This window comes from Pseudoalteromonas sp. MM1 (genome assembly GCF_030296835.1).
Lineage (GTDB): Bacteria > Pseudomonadota > Gammaproteobacteria > Enterobacterales > Alteromonadaceae > Pseudoalteromonas.
This window is the reverse complement of record NZ_AP027922.1, coordinates 1628326-1649531: the sequence shown is the minus strand read 5'-3', so window position 1 is coordinate 1649531 and position 21206 is coordinate 1628326. Positions and strand designations below refer to the sequence as shown.

Sequence of the window (21206 nt, the reverse complement as noted above, 5' to 3'; positions counted from 1 at the left end):
CTGGCAACGTACTTTTTAAAAGCACAATTAATCTCAAGGCTTAAACGTAAAACGTTAAACCTAATAAAAAATTAAATAAGAAAATTAAGCGTGGTAAGTAGTTACAGCGCTGTAGAGCAAGTTTGCATCTTTCCAGCCGCTCAGTCGCGACTTTTTGCTATGTGATACAAGTGTATACCAAGGCTGTTGGACAACAAAAGCGTTGGGCCTTAGGTGTATTTCTCTAAAAAGAGTTTGTGCAAAAAACTCAAATACAAGGTCGTATTCAGGCTCACTTTGCGCGGCATGTAAAAATAAAGAAGAGTTACTAGCCGTTAACCTAGGTTGATGAGCATCAAAGCCCGTTTGATGCGTTTTTTTGTGCTCACTGCCCTTTACCGATTTTGATATAGGCAGCGTTTTAGTTAAATCAACGCTATCAGCAAATACACTCAATGAAATGGCTACCGTGTTTAATTTGTGTGTCGCGCACTGCGCACTACTTTGCACACTAAAAAGCGCACAAAACAGCAAAAAAGCAGTTATAAATACACGAACGTTAAACATAGTTACTTCAAACTAAACAAGGGATGCGTAGTATATATGGGCAAGTAATTAAAATACAATGCTTATTAATTAAGTATTTAATTTAACTGAGACCCTTAATGCGCTCCAAGCACAGTACTATAAAACGCGCCGATGCCATGACCTTAAAACAAAGCATTAAAACACTGTGGCCTTACATTACTAAATTTAAAGGGCGAGTATTTATTGCACTTTTAGCGCTTATAGGTGCTAAAGGCGCGACACTCTTAATGCCTTGGGCACTAAAAGAGATTATCGATTCGGTAGATAAATCAATCAATCCTATTTTAGTTATCCCGGCGTTACTACTGCTTATGTATGGTGGACTTAGGTTTGCCAGCGTGTTTTTAGGCGAGGTACGCGATGCGGTGTTCTCGCGTGTGACAGAGCACGCTATGCGCGATATTGGTTTAAAAGTATTTAAACATTTACACTCACTAGAGCTTGCGTTTCACCTCGATAGGCAAACAGGCGGCATAAGCCGTGATATAGAGCGCGGCACGAGTGGGCTGAGCTTTTTAATGCGTTTTTTAATGTTTAATATTGTACCCACCCTTTTTGAAATACTCACCGTTGCCATTATTTTTGGGACGCTATTTTCTGTTTGGTTTGCGTTAATAACCTTATTGGCGGTTGCTATTTATATTACCTTTACCGTAACAGTAACGCAGTGGCGAAACCGCTTTATACGTGAGGCAAACGCCGCCGATAATTTGAGTAATACACGCGCCATAGACAGCCTTCTTAACTTTGAAACCGTAAAGTATTTTAATAACGAAGAATTTGAGGCAAAAACATACAACTCCTTTTTAGCAAACTGGGAAGCCGCCCGTTTGAAAAATAGAATGTCGTTACTGGCGCTTAATTCTGGCCAGGCGCTAATTATAGCCAGTGCTATAACGGCGCTGATGTGGTTAGGCGCCAAAGAAGTGATAACTTGCGCTTTAACAATTGGTGAACTTGTAATGATAAACGCCTACATGATCCAATTATTTTTACCGCTTAACTTTTTGGGATTTGTGTATCGAGAAATAAGGCGCGCGCTTACCGATTTAGAAAACATGCTGGGTTTACTTAATAAAAAGCCACAAGTCGTTGAGCAACCTAATGCACAAAACCTAATACTTACCCAAGGCGATATAGCGTTTAATAATGTAAGCTTTAGTTACAATGCCAGTCGCCCAATACTAAATAACATTAGCTTTAAAGTAAAAGCAGGCAGTAAAGTAGCTGTTGTAGGGGCAAGTGGCGCGGGTAAAAGCTCATTAGCACGGTTACTGTATCGCTTTTACGATGTGAACTCGGGCACTATTACTATAGATAACCAAGCCATAGATTCAGTTACACTTAATAGCCTGCGCAGTGCCATTGCTATAGTGCCACAAGACACTGTGCTATTTAATACCACTATACGTGAAAACATAGCCTATGGCAGACCCTCAGCGAGCGATGCTGAAATAGATAAAGCAATAGAAATGGCCCATTTAAAAGACTTTATTTCAACATTAGCGCAAGGCGATAAAACACTGGTTGGCGAGCGCGGTTTAAAAGTATCTGGCGGCGAAAAACAACGTATTGCCATTGCACGCGCTATTTTAAAGCGCTCTCCTATTTTAATTTTTGATGAAGCAACCTCAGCACTCGACTCGCACGCTGAACAAGCAATATTAAACGCAATGCGTGCAGTTACTCAAAACCATACTAGCGTGGTGATTGCTCATAGGCTCTCTACTATTATCGATGCCGATAACATACTGGTATTTAACAACGGTGAGCTGGTAGAGCAAGGTACACATGCAGCACTTATAGCAAAAAAAGGTCAATACGCTCAAATGTGGCAATTACAACAGCAGGAAGATTAATTAACTTGAACTTTGGTTAATTACAGCCATTTACTGGCGATACTGCCGCTTTACCTTTAGAATACCGACTTGCAATTTTATTCAATAATTTACATATATTAAGGCGAGACGCAGATGGGAAGAGCTTACCAAAACAAAAAAGATTCAATGGCTAAAACTGCGGGTGCTAAAACTAAAGTTTATTCTAAGTACGGTAAAGAAATATACATATGTGCTAAAAACGGTGGCGTCGATACTGATGGCAACCTTGCGCTACGCCGTTTAATTGAGCGCGCTAAAAAAGACCAAGTACCGGCACACGTAATTGAACGCGCAATAGAAAAAGCGAAAGGCGGTGGCGGTGAAGATTACGCAGCCACACGTTACGAGGGTTACGGCCCTGGCAACTGTATGATTATTGTTGACTGTTTAACAGACAACAATAAACGCACGTTTGCTGATGTACGTATTTGTTTTACCAAAGCAAACGCTAAAATTGGCGCGCAAAATTCAGTATCACATTTATTTGATCACCTCGCTATTTTTGTTTTTGACGGCGATGACGATGAAGCTGTACTCGAAGCCCTTATGATGGCCGATGTTGATGTTACAGATGTAGAAGTAGAGAACGGCAAAGTAACGGTTTTTGCTCCGCATACTGAATACAACAACACACGCACAGCACTTGAAGAAATGGGGATTACAGATTTTGACGTAGACTTGATTTCGTTTGTACCACAAGTTGAAGCCCCAATTGAAGGTGAAGACGTAGAAGTAATGGAACGCTTTTTAGCCATGCTTGAAGATTGTGACGACGTGCAAAACGTTTACCATAACGCGCAGTTTTAAACTTTACTAAACGTATTTATTTTAAGCCAACAGCCATGTTGGCTTTTTTATTTTAAAAGGCTTGTGAAAATTTATGAATACCCTTGCACAGCTTAAAGCTGGTAGGTTGAATGGTGTTACTCGCTTACAACTTGTTGATGGCTTAACTGAGTTTCCTTTGGAAATTTTAACCCTTGCAGACACCCTCGAAGTACTCGATTTATCAAACAATAATCTCACTACACTACCTGATGAATTTGCAAGCTTAACAAAGCTTAAGCGGGTGTTTTTATCGTTTAACCAGTTTAAACATATACCTAAAGTACTCGCTAAGTGCCCTGCTTTAATTATGGTTGCCTTTAAAGGCAATCAAATAACACAGTTTGCATTAAACAGCTTACCTAAAAATATTGAATGGTTAATACTGACCGATAACAAATTAAGCGCGTTGCCTAGTGACTTTGGTAATTACACCAAACTTAAAAAACTCGCCCTTGCAGGAAATAGCCTAAAACACCTACCCGAGAGTATGGCTAACTGTACTAATCTAGAGCTTGTGAGGCTCTCTGCTAATAACCTAACAAAACTTGATGGTTGGCTATTAGAATTACCAAAACTTGCTTGGCTTGCCTTTGCCGGTAATACATTTAATAAAGCGCAGTGCTTAACTAACAGTCGTTTGCAAAACACGCCGCTTGAAAATTTTAAGCTTAAAAAAGTAATTGGCCAAGGTGCATCGGGCGTTATTCATTTAGCTAAAACAGCACACCGCGATGTGGCGGTAAAATTGTTTAAAGGGGCAATAACGAGCGATGGCTACCCACTTGATGAAGTAAATTGCTGTTTACAAGCAGGCTCCCATAAAAATTTAATAAACGTATTAAGTTACATAGAGCAAAGCACACAGCTTGGCTTAGTAATGGAATTAATAGATACCAATTATACAAATTTGGGTTTACCACCAAGTTTAGAAACGTGTACGCGCGATACATTTAATGATGGTTGTAATTACCCTATTGAAGCTGTTTATAAAATTTCAAAACAGATGGCAAATACGCTAACTCACCTACATGATAATTACGTAAGCCATGGCGATATTTACGCACACAACACCATGATAAATGAACAGTACGATGTTTTATTTGGCGACTTTGGTGCTGCAACAAATTTAGCCATGCTTAGCAAGCATCAGCAACAGCAAATACAGTTAATTGAAGTACGCGCTTTTGGGTGTTTAATTGAGGATTTACTAAGTACTGTAAGCTTTAACGATAAGCAAAACGAACTGTTTGATAAAATGTCCGATATAGCAGCGCGTGCTGTAAATACAGCTATTGCATCGCGCCCTAGTTTTAAAGGGCTAAGCACCTTATTAAACAACTTGGTATAAAGTAATCAAAATAAAAAAGCCTGCATAATGCAGGCTTGGTTGGATAAAGCTAAACTTTTATAGGGTCAATTATAAGTACTGACCTAATGCTTTAACTTGGTCTAACATGCGGTTTGAGAAGCCCCATTCGTTGTCGTACCAAGCCATTACTTTAACTAGTTTGCCATCAGCTTTAGTTTGCGTTGCATCAAAAATTGACGACGCAGGGTTGTGATTAAAATCAATAGATACAAGCGGAAGCTCGTTATACTCTAAAATTTCTTTCATTGAACCTGTTGCTGCGGCTTTCATTACTTCGTTGATTTCTTCAGCTGTTGTGTCGCGCTTAGTAATAAACGTAAAGTCTACTAAAGAAACATTGATAGTAGGTACACGTACCGACATGCCGTCTAATTTACCCGCAAGCTCAGGAAGTACTAAGCCAACAGCGGCAGCAGCACCTGTTTTAGTTGGGATCATAGATTGTGTTGCACTACGTGCACGGTATAGATCTGGGTGATAGACGTCAGATAAGTTTTGATCGTTTGTGTAAGCATGGATTGTAGTCATGCTGCCTTGCTCAATACCGACTGTGTCGTTAATTGCTTTAGCAATTGGCGCTAAACAGTTAGTGGTACAAGAAGCGTTAGAAATAATATTGCTATCAGCGTTAATTACATCGCTGTTAACACCGTGTACTACCGTTGCGTCTAAGTCTTTACCTGGTGCTGATACAATAACTTTTTTAGCGCCTGCTGTAATATGCTTAGCGGCGTCTTCACGCTTAGTGAAAAAACCTGTACATTCTAAAACGATATCTACGTTTAGCTCTTTCCACGGTAAGTTTGCAGGGTCACGCTCTTGCGTTAAAGTAATTACGTCATCACCAATTAACATGGTGTTATCTTCAAGTGTTACTTTTTGAGAAAATTGACCATGAACTGAGTCAAATTGTGTTAAGTGTGCATTTACGTTAGCCGGTGCTAAGTCGTTAATTGCTACAATTTTAATTTCACTGTTTTGTGCTGACTCGTAAAGTGCACGTAATACGTTGCGACCGATACGGCCATAGCCATTAATTGCTACATTAATCATTTTTAGACTCCTATTTAACTTCACTTGCTTGTCGAGCAAGCGCTTCAATGGCTTGCCAGTCTTTGTTTTCAATTAGTTGCTTATCTAGCATCCACGTACCACCAACACAAATAACGTTATTAAGTGCTAAATAGTTAGGTGCGGTTGCTAGGCTAATGCCACCTGTTGGGCAAAAAGTAATATGTGGTAATGGGCCACCAATCGACTTAAGCATTGCTGTTCCGCCAGCAGCTTCAGCTGGGAAGAATTTTAAATACTTAAAGCCATGGCTTGCTAACTGCATAACTTCGCTCGCAGTTGCTGCACCTGGTAAAAAGGGAATGTCTGAATTTTTAGCTAATGCTAATAATTCATCACTTACACCTGGGCTAACCATAAAATCAGCGCCTGCTTCTACTGAAGCATCAAAGCTTGCTTTATCAACCACTGTACCTGTACCAACATAAGCGTCTGGAACTTCTGCTTTCATTAGTTTTACAGCTTCAACTGCAACAGGCGTGCGTAGCGTAATTTCAAGTGCTTTTAGGCCACCGTTGTATAACGCTCTAGCGAGTGGTGCTGCATCTTCTAGTTTTTCGATTACAACCACTGGCACCACAGGTGCCGACGCTAAGATTTTTTCAATACTCATTACTTGTTCCTCATTACCCAGTGTGTGGCAATTATTATTCAAGTCCAAAAGCACTCGCACCTAAATCGGCGCTGCTTACAATATTTCTAAATCCAGTAAATAACTCTCGGCCAGTACCAAAGGTTAAGCTTGGTTGGCTAAGTTGTAGTTCACGCTTAGCAAGCTCTTCGTCGCTAACATGTACTTTTAATATTCCGTTTGGCGCATCCAGTGTTACTAAATCGCCCTCAAGAATTTTTGCAATAATGCCACCTTCAACAGCTTCTGGTGCTAAGTGAATAGCAGCAGGCACTTTACCTGATGCGCCCGACATACGGCCGTCAGTTACAATGGCTACTTTAAAGCCTTCGTCTTGAAGAGTTGCCATTACTGGCGTTAATTTATGAAGCTCTGGCATACCTTTAGCTTTAGGGCCTTGCTCTTTAAGCACAGCAATAAAGTCTTGGTTTAACTCGCCACGGCTGTATGCTTCTTGCAGTTCGCCTTGTGAGCTAAATACTTTAGCTGGGGCTGTTACTACTTGGTGCTCTGTTGCTACCGCAGAGACTTTAATTACGGCTTTACCTAGGTTACCCGTAAGTAGTTGTAGGCCACCTTGCTTACTGAATGGATTGCTAATTGGACGCAGCACTTCTTCATCGAGTGAGTTTTCAGGGCAATCTACCCATTTAACTTTAGAAGGACCTGTAGAGTTGCTCATAATTAAGCTGTCGTCTTTATCTAAACGCGGCTCCATCATGTAAGGCGCTAAGCCTTCTCCAAGCATTGTTTTAACATCAGTATGCAAGTAACCTGCACCGGCTAATTCACGCATTAAAAAGCCCATACCGCCTGCAGCTTGGAAATGATTTACATCTGCTGAGCCGTTAGGGTAAATACGCGTAAGTAGTGGCACAACTTCTGATAAATCAGACATGTCTTTCCACGTTACTTGTATACCCGCCGCTTTTGCAATGGCAACAATATGAATAGCGTGGTTAGTAGAGCCGCCTGTAGATAATAAGCCAACTAAACCATTAATAATGGTTTTTTCGCTGATCACATCTGCTAGACACGGGCTTTCTTTATCATCTGTAAGCTGCTTCAGCATAGTTTCTACAGCATTACCTGTTAGTCCATCGCGAAGCTCTGTGTATGGGTTGATAAACGAGCTACCAGGAAGGTGCAAGCCCATTATTTCCATAAGCATTTGGTTTGAGTTAGCAGTACCATAAAACGTACAAGTACCTGCGCTGTGGTAAGACGCGCTTTCAGCTTCTAGCAAGTCTTCACGGCTTACTAAGCCTTGTGCAAATTTTTGGCGAATACGTGCTTTTTCTTTGTTAGGAATACCCGATTGCATTGGGCCTGCTGGTAAAAAGAACACAGGTAAGTGGCCAAATGATAATGCGCCAATCAATAAACCTGGGACAATTTTGTCACATACGCCTAAACAAAAAACGCCGTCAAATACATCATGCGATAATGAAACCGCTGTAGACATTGCAATAACATCGCGAGAGAAAAGCGATAGTTCCATGCCGTCACGCCCTTGCGTAACACCATCACACATTGCAGGTACGCCACCAGCAACTTGTGCTGTTGCGTCGTACTTAGTTGCAAGGTCTTTAATTAAATCTGGGTAGTCTTTGTATGGCACATGGGCCGAAAGCATATCGTTATATGAGTTGATGATAGCAAGATTTGGCTGCTCATCAGCCTTTAAGCGCGCTTTGTCGTCGCTGCTACATGCCGCCATAACGTGAGCGATGTTTCCGCAGCCTAGTCCGGCACGAACTCTTGTTTGTTTTTTTGCGTGCGAAATACGATCTAAATAATCTTGACGGGTTTGTTTACTGCGTTCAATAACGCGCTGGGTGACTTCTTCAATGCGAGGGTGCAACATAATTTAGCTCATCTCTATTAGTTAGAGGAAAAAGGCTCAGTTGCAATTACAGACTCCACGTAAATAACTGCACTGAGCATCTTTGATTTACCCGTTCAAAGGTACGCTACCAGGGAGCCTCTCACAACAACCCTGACACCGGTGTCACTGTATTAACGCATAGCATTGACACCGGTGTCAACCCTGAGTAACAAAAATAGTCTAAAATTTTAACGTGAACAATTAATGACCACGCGAATTTTAGTTTATTTGCTAAAATTCGCACAAAAAAAACCCGAATAAGCGTCACTCAAATTCGGGTTACTGTGAAAAACAAAAATGGGGGCTATTTTATTGCAGCTGTTGACTCGCGGGTGATTAAACGTGATTCAAGTGTTACCTGATAAGGCTGTTCTTGCGGCTGTGAAATATGCGATATAAGCTGCGTCACAGCTTGTTTAGTCATTTCTTCTACAGGTTGTGCAATTGTTGTTAAACCAGGCCAAATATGGCGTGCAATGGGTGCGTTATCAAACCCTGCAATAGATATATCATCCGGTACGCGTAATTGGCGTTGTGTGGCAAGCTTTAGTACCGCCGCCGCCATGTAATCATTCGATGCAAATACAGCCGTAGGCCTTGGTGATAGATCTAAAATACTACGCGCACTGTCTACACCTGAGTGGTAACTAAAGTTACCCTCTTCTACTAGTCGCTCGTCAAATTCTATACCGTGACTTGCTAAAGCGCGTCTGTAACCTTTAAAGCGCTGCTGAGTTGCACTGTGATCTGGGTGACCTTTAATAAAGGCGATAGATTTGTGTCCAAGCGAAATTAAATGCTCGGTGATTTCATAGGCGCCCTGCTCGTCATTGCTGCGCACCGAAATTGAATCATCTTCAAGCAGTGCTGATGCAACCCGTGCATACGGAATTTTTTTTGCTTTCAAAAAGTTAGCAAGCTTTTCAAAATCACCAAATGGTGGTGTGAGTACAACGCCATCTAGGCGCGATGTTTGTAATAGCTGCTCTATATCGTTTATTAAATCGTCGCCACGTAATTCGCATGGGTGAATTAGTAAGTTATAGTTATTCTCTTTACACGCAGCAAGCGCACCCGTTTGTACACGTGTTATATAACTTTTACTGGGGTTGTCGTATAAACAACCAATAATAAAGCTGCGATTTTGGGCAAGGCCTCGTGCTATTGGGTTTGGCGTATAATCAAGTTCTTTAAATACTTTAAGCACTTTTTCGCGCGTAGCCGCACTTACGTTAGGCTCATTATTTAAAACCCGCGACACGGTTTTTTTAGAAACCCCAGCATGGCTTGCTACACTATTTATGGTTACTTTTTTCATTTGTTCATTATCCAAATACAACCATTAAGCAAAAAACTATTTGCTGTTAAATAAACACGCACCAGCGCCAATAAGCGGAATGTTATCTTGTGTTACTAACGTAACCGGAATTTGACCTGCATATTGCGACATTACCCCTTTTTGCGAAAAGCGCTCTACAAAACGGCTTTCTAATAATCTGCTTTGCATGCGTGGTAAAATGCCACCGCCTATAAATAGGCCACCTAATGCGCCGTATACTACCGCCAAATCACCTGCCACGCTGCCTATCCAATCACAAAACTGATTAAGTGTTGCATCACATACTTCACACTCGCCACTATTAGCCAAGCTACTAATTTGCGCTGCATCTAAGTTTTTAGCTGGAATCCCTTTCACTGCTGCCATTGCTTTGTATAAATGTGCAATACCAGGGCCTGAAAATACAGTTTCGATTGACACATGAGGATGCTCTTTACGAAGCTCATTTATTAATAAAGAGTCAAGCTCGTTTACTGGAGCAAGCGTCATATGGCCGCCTTCAGAGCTTAACACTGCCGTAGATTGCGCAGTACGCACTAAGCACGCAGCACCAAAACCTGTACCTGGGCCCATAACACCAATATTTGCATTTGCATCAGCCTGGCCTGGCTTAATTGTAATATTTTGCGTAGCATCTAAATAAGGCGCTGCGTAGGCAAATGCTGCAAAATCATTAATGACTTCTAATTGTGTTAAATTAAAATGTGCTTTAAATTCACTCACACTAAAGTGCCAACCTAAATTTGTTAAATGCACTTGGCCTGCTTTTATTGGGCCCGCAACCGCCAAACATGCGCGAGTAGGTGTAACATGAGGAATAGTTGTTAAATACTGTTCAAGCGCGCTTTCTAAAGATCCAAAATTAGCACTGGGAAATATGTTAATATGCTCAATAACAAATTGGTTTGACTGCTCGTTAAAATCGGTGATTAATGCAAAGCGAGCGTTAGTACCGCCTATATCGGCGACTAAAATGGGAGTAAACTGGGCAGACGAATTTTGGCTCATGGTATTATCTCTTTTGTGTAAGCGGCTTATGCTTATTATTTTACAACGGCATTGCGTTGTTATTTATACACTTTGAGCTATCACCTCAAAGTAGCTATCACAGTAAAAAAAGGCTGCTACTAGTAAGTAGCAGCTAATACGTTTTGACAACAAAATGATAAAACATTAGCATTATGACACCGGTGTCAGGATTAGATCAATAATAAATCGCAAAAAGCTTGAAATAATTCACTAATAGTCGAAAATGACACAATTATTTAGCATTTAAGTAAGTTGTAACAATGAAAGGTAAAGCCACCTCATTTGACATTGCCCATTATGCAGGGGTTTCACAATCAACGGTATCTCGTGCTTTACGTAACAGCCCCCTTGTTAATGAAGAAACACGCAAGCGCGTTCACGATATAGCAAAACAGCTTAACTATAAAGTTGATAAAAATGCCAGCAACTTACGTACCCAACAAAGTAGCACGCTAGCCTTATTATTATTTGAAGACCCTACTTCTGATGAATCACAAATAAATCCATTCTTTTTATCTATGCTGGGGAGCATAACCCGAGCGTGTGCAAAAGAAGGTTACGATTTACTGGTTTCGTTTCAATCAGCAAGTGCTGATTGGCAAGCCGATTACGAGGATAGCCACAGAGCCGATGGCATTATTTTACTCGGCTACGGTGATTACATAGACTTCCAGCCAAAATTTAAAACCCTGCTTGATCAAAACACCAAGTTTGTTTGCTGGGGCGCCACTGTAGATAACCGCCCTGACCTCACCGTATGCTGTGATAATTACGGCGGGGGTAAACTTGCAGCAGGCCATTTAATTGCGCATAGCCGTACAGATTGTGCCTTTATTGGTGATGCATCTGATCACAGCCCAGAGTTTTTTGCTCGCTTTCAAGGGTTTAAAGACGAGCTATTAGCTAATAACGTAACTATAAATGAGCGAAAAATGGCAAATGCAATTTCTACTGAGGAGTCGGGGTATCATGCAACACGCTCACTTATTGCTAATAATATAAAATTTAACGCATTATTTGCCGCCAGTGATTTAATAGCCATTGGTGCAATACGCGCCCTTAAAGAAGCTAACATAAAAGTGCCTACCGATGTAGCCGTTGTAGGCTTTGATAACATAGCTATTGCAAGCTATATAAACCCACCGCTTACTACCATAGCGCAAGACACCACCGTTGCAGGGCAAATGCTGGTAGAAAACCTACTTAAATTAATACGTGAAGAAGAAGTGCAAAGCACCCTTTTGCCACCGGTATTAATTGCTAGGGGTAGTAGTTAAAAATTTATCACTCAACTTCATTGTCCTTACTCAACATTAAACCCCAATTAAATACAAAAAAGCCACGGCTATTAACCATGGCTTTTAAATTTTTCAAAGTAACTCTACTTTAAGGCTTTCTCTACAACTGGGTAATGATCCCATACTTGTTTGTCACTCAATGATCGTACCAGTTTAACGTACTCAGCATGTGTCCATGCCAATGGGGTTGCTGAATTAGTGCCCTCGCCTAGCTTATAACCTGCTTTGTTGACTCCTACGCCATCCCAAACTTGCTCAGGTAACATAAGGCCGTTATTGGCAAATTGCTCTAAGCCTTTAACATAGCTGTTTTTAATTTGGGCTTGTTTTGCATCATTAAGGGCGTTGTTTGCATTGGCTGCAGCTATTTCATAGTGGCCACGTTCACCTGTAAAAAATGGCCATACACGACCGCGTTGCCCTGGTGTATTGCTGCCGCCCTCTGCGTAATTAGTGCCTATTACTTCATCTTCGCCGTAGCCGTCGTTACCATATCGGCGGTAGCCCGCAAATGTGCCGCTTCCATCATCAAAGCTAAAGCTGTATTTAACTTGCAGGTTATCTTCAAGCGTTTCGTCATCGTACTCAGGCAGTGTTTTAACAATGCTTTCGTCGTTAGCACCACGTACGCCGTAGCGTACTAGTTCTAAAAACCCGCCATCTAGTATTTGCTTTTTATTAAACCCTTCGCGGCCATTATTAGCGTTAATTTTAGTGTCTGAATTTGCATCGGTATCTTGGCCTATACGAATAAAGTATTCACCATCGCTATTATCGCCTTTTAAGTTACCTTTAGTGGTAAACATTTGCGATTCAATATCGTTGTTGTACTTTTTAGCCGTTGCGAGGTAGCGCTTTGCGTTTTTATCATCACCACTTAGTGTTGCAATATCACTGGCGGTAATAAGGCCTGCGACTATTGCCGCAGTAGTCGAAGGTGAGTAACCTTCTTGCTCTTCCCAGCGTTCTTGTTGGGTTGCAGGTGGTGTAATTTGCGTGTCGTTCCATAAAATTTTAGCAAGGCCGCCATCAACTAAAAAATCGGCCGCGGGTTTTAACATTTTGCCGTACCAGCTTTTTAGCTCTTCATCGCTAAGTACATTAGCTTTATGTAACTTCCAGGCGAGCATAATAGGCATAGCGGTTTGATCAAGCTGTACACCTACCCATTCAAGTTCACCATCTACATGTGTTTTTTGTAAAAACCAGCCTGTATCGCCGTTATTACCTGGTGTTTTGCTGTTTACTTGTACTTTTTCAAGGTATTCGAATGCTGTTTTAGCTGTGGCAGTATCGCCAAGTGCCATAAATGCCATAGCTACTTGATAAAAGTCACGCACCCATACCGCTTTATAACCGGTTGAGCCTTCTTTTGCTGAAACCGTTTCGCCCCAAGGGTTAGATAAAGAGGCAATTAATGCCCCGGCGTGTGTTTTATCTTCTTGTGCTTTTAAAACCATGGCGCTGGTGTATAAAAGCTTGCCGTTATCGGCAGTTTGTTCAACCATGGTATTAAGCGGTTTTAGGCTTTGTAGGTAATCTTCCCAGCCGAGCGCTTCACCTATACCATTATAGTGATCAAGCACTGCTTGGTAGCCTTTTGCTAAGCTTTGCTCGCCTTGCTGGATACTTTGCTGCTGCGTATTTCCAAAACTCAATGCTAAATCAAAGGTGGTGTTAGCGCTTATTTCACCAAGCTCAGCCAACATGCTTACATTACCAGCATTTTCGCCAGTATTTGTGTACTGGTTTTGTAAAGATTGCGTTGTTTTAAGTGCGTTAATGCCATCGCTTTTACCTGTAAAGCCAACTGTTTTAGCCTTAAAAGGAGTTGCTGATTGAAGTGATAAATAATTATCGTCTTCCCATGCAACTAGCCCTTGCTCTGTTGTTCTAGCAAAGTCATCTAAGCCGTTATTATTAATGTACGGATTAACAGACACATACGCTTTTAGTCCTTCAAGCTCAGTATTAAATATGCTGCGTACAAACAGGGTTTGCCCGTCAGGGTCAGTAAATATGTGTTTTTCTAGACTAAAGCGGCCTTTTTTATCAGTGCTTGTTACTTTATAAGCAAGCGAAAGTGGGCGGCCTTGTGCATCTTTGTATAAGTAATCTATGCTGACATCTAATTCATCAGCTTCACTAACGGTAAAGTCTTTACCTGTTACAACAAACTGCATATCTTTTATTTGCGCTTGGTGAATAAGCCCAAACATGGTTTCGGTGATCATACCTTTAGCAATTGAAAACCATACTTTAGACACATCCCCCGTTGCAGCTGAATCACTGTACTGGCCTTTTTGGTATTGCTCGTAAGACGTACCAATACCGCTTTTACCTGCATAAGCCCAAAATGGCTCTACACCTGGTGCGCCAGGTGCCGATTTAACTTGTACTGTGGTGCTTTCATTAGCTGTGCTTGTGTTTTGTGCGCCACAAGCTGTTAAGCCTAATGTTAAAAGTGAGGCGGTTATAAGGTTATATTTATTCATTGTGTGTCCTTAATTAGAATTTTTAACGCGCATTACCGCAATGCCGGCAACAACAAACGACGCTGCGCCAATTAATAATGCGTAAATAGGCTGATTTGAAAATGCGTGACGTAAAATAAGCCCTAAAATACTGGCGGCAAGTAACTGCGGTATAACAATAAAGAAGTTGAAAATACCCATGTAAACGCCCATTTTGTTACTAGGTAGTGCGTTACTTAACATGGCGTAAGGTAGCGATAATATAGATGCCCACGCAAAACCCACCCCAATCATAGGAATAAGTAACATCTTAGGGTCTTGAATAAACATAAAGCTTGCAAGACCTAACGCACCCAGTAATAAATTAAAGCAATGCGCGCCTTTTAATCCCATTTTTTTAACTAAAAACGGAATACACATAGCGGCAATAGCGGCAAAACCATTGTAAGCGGCAAATAAAATACCCACCCAATCTGCACCATCGTTAAAGGCTTTAGAGGTTGCATCGCTACTCCCATAGTGAAAGCTTGTTACTGCTGCGGTGGTGTAAATCCACATGGCAAATAACGTAAACCAGCTAAAAAACTGCACCCATGCAAGCTGCTTCATAGCTTCTGGCATAGTAAATACATCTTGTACTACTTGGTAAAAACCCCCTTGGGTTTTATTAGCACTTTTAAGCGCTGCTGCAATCCACTGCACAATCCCAAACGCTAATAAACCACCAGCAAGTAGGTAAAGCTCCTTTTCAAGCGATAACCCAATTACTAATGCAAGAGTTGCTAAACCCAGTACCACAAAAATAATAGCGCCTTTATTAAAGTTAATATCAACCACTTTGCTAGATGTAGGTTGAGCGCTTTGCTTTTCAAAAGCTGCTAATTGTTCTGGGCTGTATTCTTTAGTTCGCGCCACGGTCCAAAGCACAGCAACAAGTAACACCACCCCGCCCCAATAAAATGAGTATTTAACAGACTCAGGAATTTGCCCTGGCGCTGCGGTATTGCTTACGTCAAACCAATTGGTCATCATCCAAGGTAGCGCCGAGGCTAACACTGCACCAATACCAATAAAAAAACTTTGTAAACCATAACCGGTAGCGCGTTGTTTTTCTGGCAAGTTATCGCCTACAAGTGCTCTAAACGGTTCCATGGTTACGTTGATTGACGCATCCATAATCCATAACATTCCGGCGGCAATCCAAAGCGTAGGCGAATGCGGCATAATAAATAATGAAAGCGTTGTTAACACCGCACCTATAAAAAAGAACGGACGGCGGCGGCCAAAACGGCCCCACGTTTTGTCGCTCCAGTAACCAATAATAGGCTGCACAATTAAGCCTGTAAGTGGGGCTGCAACCCATAAAATGGGTATATCATCAACTTGTGCGCCTAATGTTTGAAATATTCGGCTCACATTGCCGTTTTGCAAAGCAAAACCAAATTGTATGCCTAAAAAGCCAAAGCACATGTTCCATATTTGCCAAAAACTTAAATTTGGCTTATCGGTATTATTATTTTGATTATTCATTGCTAGCCTTATTAGTTAATACTGCGCTGCTAAATGCATCAAGTGTTAGGTTAAATGTAGCGCCTTGCGGGTGAGCTTTAAGCTGGGGGGTGTGATTTTCAAGTAAATCATTTAATAGTGTATTTTCACTCATTGCACCTAATTGTGCCTTTGATAAATTAACCGTAACTGTTTGAGATTGTTCGCTAAAGTTACTTAACACATACACACTTTGCTGGCCTAAAGTGCGGGTAAAACCAACAACACGTTCACTTCCTTCAAGGTTAAGTGCCGACATTTCCCCGCCTAATACAGCAGGTAAACTATTAAGTGACATAACTGCTTTGTAGTAGTCACGCAGTGCTACTTGCTCTGCGGTTAAGTTAGCGCCGTCAAACTTGCCGTTATTCATCCATGCTTGGTGCGCTGGCACGCCAATGTAATCAAAAATACTGGTACGTGTGGCTGTGCCAAATCCTGCGTTTTCAGAGCCATCTTCTCCCACATCTTGAGCAAAATATAAAAGCGTTGGCGCGCGGCTAATTAAATTAGAAACTACTAAAGCAGGTTTACCCCACTGGGCATTACCTGCAAAGTCTGGACTTGCGATGCGTTGCTCATCGTGATTTTCTAAAAAGTGCAGCATGTGCTGCTCTATATCGAGCACACTTTGATGCGCATCAAAAATACTAGTGGCAGGTTGTTTAAGTTGCATTATCGCTTTTAAGGTATCGTAAAAACCGACTTTATCGTAAAGGTAATCCATTTTACCTTGCTGAATATAGGCACGGTACATTAACGGGTTATATACTTCGGCCAATAAAAAGGCATCGCTTTTGTGCATTTTTATTGATGAATTTAAAAAGCTCCAAAACTCTACAGGTACCATTTCGGCCATGTCATATCTAAAGCCATCAACGCCTTTGTCTAGCCAAAAAAGCGCAATGTCTCTAAATTTGTACCAGCTATTCGGTAGCTCTTTGTCTTGCCAAAACGCATAATGAGCACGGTAATCCTTGTCCTTGTAATCATTTGGTAATTGAGCAAAATCGTAGCTACCATCTGGCTTTACGCCATAATTTACTTTTACTGTTTCGTACCAATCGTTAATATCGGGTTTTGGTGCACGGGCACCGTTACCTGTCCATTTAGCGGGTGTTTCATCAAAAAAGCCATCTGCAAGCGGGTGAGCCTTTCCACCTAATACGGTATAGGTTGTAGAAGTAGGCACTTGAAATGACTGCCCAGGGACATAATAAAAGTTGTTATTTTTATCGTACGTTTTACTGGTGTTGTCTTGTGCGCCGAAATCCTCTACGCCTTTTGGCTTTCCAAGTGATTGGTAATTTCGTGCTACATGGTTAGGCACTATATCAATAATGACTTTCATACCGTGGCTATGTGTACGCTCTATAAGCTGGCTAAACTCCCCCATGCGGTTTGTCACATTAACAGCTAAATCAGGGTTAACATCGTAGTAATCTTTAATTGCGTACGGTGAACCTGCACGCCCTTTTACTACGTCGGGGTCATCTTGTGAAATGCCGTAGTCGGTATAATCGCCCACTAACGCATGGTGTAATACACCGGTATACCAAATGTGCGTGGTACCTAGCTCTTTAATGCCTTTGAGGGCTGCATCGTTAAAGTCGGCAAATTTACCTACGCCGTTTTGCTCTTTAGTGCCCCATGGCACATTGGCTGTTTGGGTATTACCAAACAAACGGGTAAATACTTGATATACAACCGGCTTTGTAAGTTCATTTTGTGTGTGTGCAGGTGGTTGCTGTTGTTCAGGTTTGTTATTTTCTGAACACCCTGTAGCAATAAGTGCACTACACAGTACTGCGGGTACATAAACTGATTTTTTCATTGTGTGTCTTTTTTGTCAGTATTGTTATTAACTTTATACTAAAGATTACTGCAGCAACCATACAGTTGCTGCATACGTATTCAGGTCACTATTGTGGCGTATTTATAACGAGTACCGTTGCGCTCATGGCTGGTAATTCAATGGTTTTACCAAGCTTTTGTGTGTTTTGAGTAAATAAATTAAATGCTGTTGTGCTGTTAGGCATCACCTCTTGCATATACTCAATGTTTTTTTGTAGCGCTTGAGTATTTTTATTCATAAATACCAACACCGTTTGCTCGTCGCTAATGCGGGCATAACTATACACCCCTTGTTGAGGCGTAAAGTGCACTAGTTTGCCTTTATCTAGCGCAGAGCTATCTTTTCTAAAGTTAAGCAAGGTGCTAATTGTTTTGTGCATGTCTTTTTGCTGCGCTGTGAGCCCTTTACCTGTAAAGGCATTACTCGTTTGGCCTTCAAATCCACCTGGGAAATCGATTCTAATATCGCCATGATCTTTACTTGGGGTGTTATCTAACAGTACTTCGGTGCCGTAATACATTTGCGCTATACCACGTGTGGTTAAAAATAACGTCATCGCCATTTTTGTTTTAGCAACATCTTGGCCAAGTTCGGTATAAACACGGCTCATATCGTGGTTATCGGCAAATACCATAATGTTATTGGTATCAGGGTATAAAAAGTCATTAGCTAGCGATTCATATACTTTAACCCAACCGGTATTCCAACTTTCATCTTCATTTAGTGCTTGAATTACAGACTCCTGTAAAGAAAAGTCCATCACGCTTGGTAAGCTTGATGTATAGCCATCTTGGTTATGCTTGCCACGTTGCCAGTAAGAGGCAATAGCTGGGTTAGACGTCCACTCTTCGCCAACAATATTAAAGTCTGGGTACTCTTGCATAATGGCTTTTGTCCAATCACTCAAAAATGCTTTATCTGAGTATGAGTAGGTATCAACGCGAATACCGCTTAAATCCGCGTATTCAATCCACCATATCGAATTTTGAATTAAATATTCGCTTAACAGTGGTTCGCGCTGATTTAAATCAGGCATGGTTTCTACAAACCAGCCATCGTTAAACTGGCGCTTGTCGTATTCACTGGCGTGTGGGTCTTGTATGGTTTGTCGCGCATGGCTAGTAGCATTTTTGCCTTTATTAAACTCGCCATTAAAGTTAATCCAATCTTTAGTGGGTTTATCCTTAACCCATGTATGCTCAGAGCCAAAATGGTTTAGTACCATATCCATTACCAGCCCTATACCATGTTCTTTTGCCTTTATTGATAACGTTTTGTATAACTGGTTTGAGCCCATACGTGGGTCAACATTATAAAAGTCTGTAATCGCATAACCATGATAAGAGTAATCTGGCATGTTGTTTTCAAGTACTGGGGTAAGCCAAAGCTGTGTTATACCTAAATCATCTAAGTAAGGTAATGCGTTTATAACACCTTGAATATCACCACCGTGGCGCCCGCCCTTTATACTTGGGTTTGCCGCTTCTAACATGCTTGGAACCGTATCGTTTTGTTTATCACCATTAGCAAAGCGATCTGGGTTAATTAAATAAAGCGTATCAGCTGATGTAAACCCTTGACGCTGAGCGCTGTTTTTATCTCGCTCAAGAAGTGGAAACTCAAAGTTATTGCGTGTTTTGCTGCTATTAAATTCAAGCGTTCCGGCTTTAGCAGCATCGCTAACAGTAATATTTAAAAATACATAATTTGGGTTATCTGTGCGCGTTACTTTATTTAACTTAACGCCGTTGTATTTAGCTAATTTAATTTGCTCGTTTGCAATGTTTTGCTCATGCACCATGACGGTGATGGTATTTTTGTTCATACCAACCCACCAATTAGCTGGCTCAACGTCAAGTGCGTAGCTAATGGTTGGTAAGGTACATGCACCTACGAGTAAAAGTTTATTTAAAAATTTCATCATTAGACCTTTTTAATTTTTGCTAAAAATTCTTTATGAGGAGGTAGCTGCTCTACCGTTGAAGTAATAAGCGTGTTTAATGTGGAAAATAAATCGTTAAGTTGTTCACTACTGAGTGAGTCAACAATACTGTTGTAATCATTGGGAATAAGCCCTTGGCCAATAAAAACCTGTTGCCAAGCAACCTCTGCAAATAGTTCATCGTTTTCACGCACTACTTTGCCTGTGTGTTTAAATAAATTGAGTTTATGGGCTAATGAATCGGGAATATCCATTTGCTTGCATTGTCGCCAAAATGGAGAGTCTTCTCGCTCTGTTAGTTTGTAATGCAAAATTATAAAATCACGAATGTGCTCTATTTCGGTTACGCTTTGCTTATTAAACTCTGCAACTAACGCATCGCTAATACCATTATGCGGAAACAGCTTTATTAAACGGGTTACGGCACTTTGTATTAAATGAATACTGGTAGACTCTAACGGCTCTAAAAAGCCACTTGCAAGGCCAACCGACACCACGTTTTTATGCCATTGTTTTAACCGCCGTCCTGTTTTAAATTTAATCACCCGCGGCTCAGTAATGGGCTCAGCGGGTAAATTATTTAATAATAACTGCGTTGCCGCATCGTCAGATAAGTAACGACTACAATACACCAAGCCATTACCTATTCGGCTTTGCAGCGGTATTTGCCACTGCCAGCCTGCGCTGTGTGCAATTGAACGCGTATAAGGTTTTAGCGAATCAGTACCACGAGATTGCACAGCAACGGCGCTATCGCATGGTAAATAATGAGACCAATCTACAAAACCTGTGTTAAGGGTTTGCTCTATGAGTAAGGCGCGCTGACCTGTAGCGTCTATAAAAAGGTCGCCATTTATTTGCTGTGCATTATCAAGGGTTAATGATTTTATATTGCCTGATAGAGGGCATTGTTCTACCTGCTCTATTTTGGCATCAATATGCTCAACACCTCGTAATGTTGCGATCTTTTTTAAAAAATCGGCATATAAAGTTGCATCAAAATGATACGCATAACTCAAGCCAGGCAGTTGCGTATTAGGTATAGTATTTAGGGGAGCAAATTTATGCTGTTTTGCCGCTTGGTAATTTAACGAAAAATCCCATAGGCTATCTTCAGAGCCTGTAATTTTTCCCTTTACCCAAAAATTGTAAAAATCACAAAAGGGGAAATCTTTTCCAAATGAGCCAAAAGCATGCATGTAGCTATGAGAGAGGGTTTTCCAATTTTCGAACTCAATACCTAATTTTATAGATGCATTGGTGGCGTTTATAAAATCTTGCTCGTTTATACCCAGCGCGTTATTAAGTTGAATAATAGGCGGAATTGTTGCTTCACCAACACCTATAGTGCCTATTGAGCTTGATTCTATCAGCGTTATGTTAATTACTTTACCTAACACTTTATTAAGCAATGCGGCTGTTATCCACCCTGCCGTGCCACCACCAGCAATTACGACGTGTTTTATTGGTTTCATATTATTGTCCAC

At 41.1% G+C, this 21206-nt stretch carries 15 protein-coding genes; 4 read left to right on the top strand and 11 right to left on the bottom strand.

Features of this window, described 5'->3' with window-relative positions; all coding sequences use genetic code 11:
* Positions 1 to 84 precede the first annotated feature (84 nt).
* A complete protein-coding gene (locus QUE46_RS07475; protein WP_286247299.1) occupies positions 85 to 546 on the bottom strand; it encodes a hypothetical protein in 462 nt (153 codons plus the stop codon).
* Positions 547 to 644: 98 nt separating this feature from the next.
* Here QUE46_RS07475 and QUE46_RS07470 point away from each other — a divergent pair, with 98 nt between their 5' ends.
* The 3 genes from QUE46_RS07470 to QUE46_RS07460 all read left to right on the top strand — a co-directional run bounded on the left by QUE46_RS07470 (position 645) and on the right by QUE46_RS07460 (position 4623).
* Positions 645 to 2426 (top strand): ABC transporter ATP-binding protein/permease, encoded by a 1782-nt coding sequence (locus QUE46_RS07470; protein WP_286247297.1) that lies wholly within the window; start codon positions 645 to 647, stop codon positions 2424 to 2426.
* Between the two features lie 114 nt (positions 2427 to 2540).
* Positions 2541 to 3254, top strand: coding sequence for a YebC/PmpR family DNA-binding transcriptional regulator (locus QUE46_RS07465; RefSeq protein WP_055017806.1), 714 nt, complete (start codon positions 2541 to 2543; stop codon positions 3252 to 3254).
* A 73-nt stretch (positions 3255 to 3327) separates the two neighbouring features.
* On the top strand, positions 3328 to 4623 hold the full coding sequence (locus QUE46_RS07460) for a leucine-rich repeat domain-containing protein (protein ID WP_286247294.1): 1296 nt from the start codon (positions 3328 to 3330) through the stop codon (positions 4621 to 4623).
* Between the two features lie 69 nt (positions 4624 to 4692).
* Here the strand turns inward: QUE46_RS07460 and gap are convergent, their stop codons facing one another.
* The 5 genes from gap to glk all read right to left on the bottom strand — a co-directional run bounded on the left by gap (position 4693) and on the right by glk (position 10581).
* The gene (gene gap, locus QUE46_RS07455) at positions 4693 to 5697 is read right to left on the bottom strand and encodes a type I glyceraldehyde-3-phosphate dehydrogenase (protein WP_055014983.1); all 1005 of its coding nucleotides are present in this window, start codon (positions 5695 to 5697) and stop codon (positions 4693 to 4695) included.
* 10 nt (positions 5698 to 5707) lie between these two features.
* Positions 5708 to 6328, bottom strand: coding sequence for a bifunctional 4-hydroxy-2-oxoglutarate aldolase/2-dehydro-3-deoxy-phosphogluconate aldolase (gene eda, locus QUE46_RS07450; protein WP_286247290.1), 621 nt, complete (start codon positions 6326 to 6328; stop codon positions 5708 to 5710).
* A gap of 34 nt (positions 6329 to 6362) precedes the next feature.
* Positions 6363 to 8213, bottom strand: a complete 1851-nt coding sequence (gene edd, locus QUE46_RS07445) for a phosphogluconate dehydratase (RefSeq protein WP_286247288.1) — start codon at positions 8211 to 8213, stop codon at positions 6363 to 6365.
* 325 nt (positions 8214 to 8538) lie between these two features.
* Entirely contained in the window at positions 8539 to 9552 is a 1014-nt protein-coding gene (locus tag QUE46_RS07440) for a LacI family DNA-binding transcriptional regulator (RefSeq protein WP_024034047.1), read from the bottom strand.
* Positions 9553 to 9588: 36 nt separating this feature from the next.
* Entirely contained in the window at positions 9589 to 10581 is a 993-nt protein-coding gene (glk, locus tag QUE46_RS07435) for a glucokinase (protein ID WP_286247283.1), read from the bottom strand.
* Between the two features lie 281 nt (positions 10582 to 10862).
* Between glk and QUE46_RS07430 the strand changes: the two genes are divergently transcribed.
* Positions 10863 to 11879, top strand: coding sequence for a LacI family DNA-binding transcriptional regulator (locus tag QUE46_RS07430; RefSeq protein ID WP_089347470.1), 1017 nt, complete (start codon positions 10863 to 10865; stop codon positions 11877 to 11879).
* Positions 11880 to 11983: 104 nt separating this feature from the next.
* On the opposite strand, the gene QUE46_RS07425 is transcribed toward QUE46_RS07430, so the two are convergent.
* From QUE46_RS07425 to QUE46_RS07405, 5 genes are all read right to left on the bottom strand, one after another.
* Positions 11984 to 14395, bottom strand: a complete 2412-nt coding sequence (locus QUE46_RS07425) for a glycoside hydrolase family 15 protein (protein ID WP_286247279.1) — start codon at positions 14393 to 14395, stop codon at positions 11984 to 11986.
* A 9-nt stretch (positions 14396 to 14404) separates the two neighbouring features.
* Positions 14405 to 15904 (bottom strand): MFS transporter, encoded by a 1500-nt coding sequence (locus tag QUE46_RS07420; protein ID WP_286247278.1) that lies wholly within the window; start codon positions 15902 to 15904, stop codon positions 14405 to 14407.
* Positions 15897 to 17756, bottom strand: coding sequence for an alpha-amylase family glycosyl hydrolase (locus QUE46_RS07415; RefSeq protein ID WP_286247276.1), 1860 nt, complete (start codon positions 17754 to 17756; stop codon positions 15897 to 15899). Before QUE46_RS07415 ends, QUE46_RS07420 begins: the two co-directional genes overlap by 8 nt.
* A gap of 88 nt (positions 17757 to 17844) precedes the next feature.
* Complete coding sequence (locus tag QUE46_RS07410) at positions 17845 to 19701, bottom strand: glycoside hydrolase family 13 protein (RefSeq protein WP_286247274.1); 1857 nt, start codon at positions 19699 to 19701, stop codon at positions 17845 to 17847.
* Entirely contained in the window at positions 19701 to 21194 is a 1494-nt protein-coding gene (locus QUE46_RS07405) for a tryptophan halogenase family protein (RefSeq protein WP_286247273.1), read from the bottom strand. The genes QUE46_RS07410 and QUE46_RS07405 overlap by 1 nt, the downstream gene beginning before the upstream one ends.
* Positions 21195 to 21206: the final 12 nt, after the last annotated feature.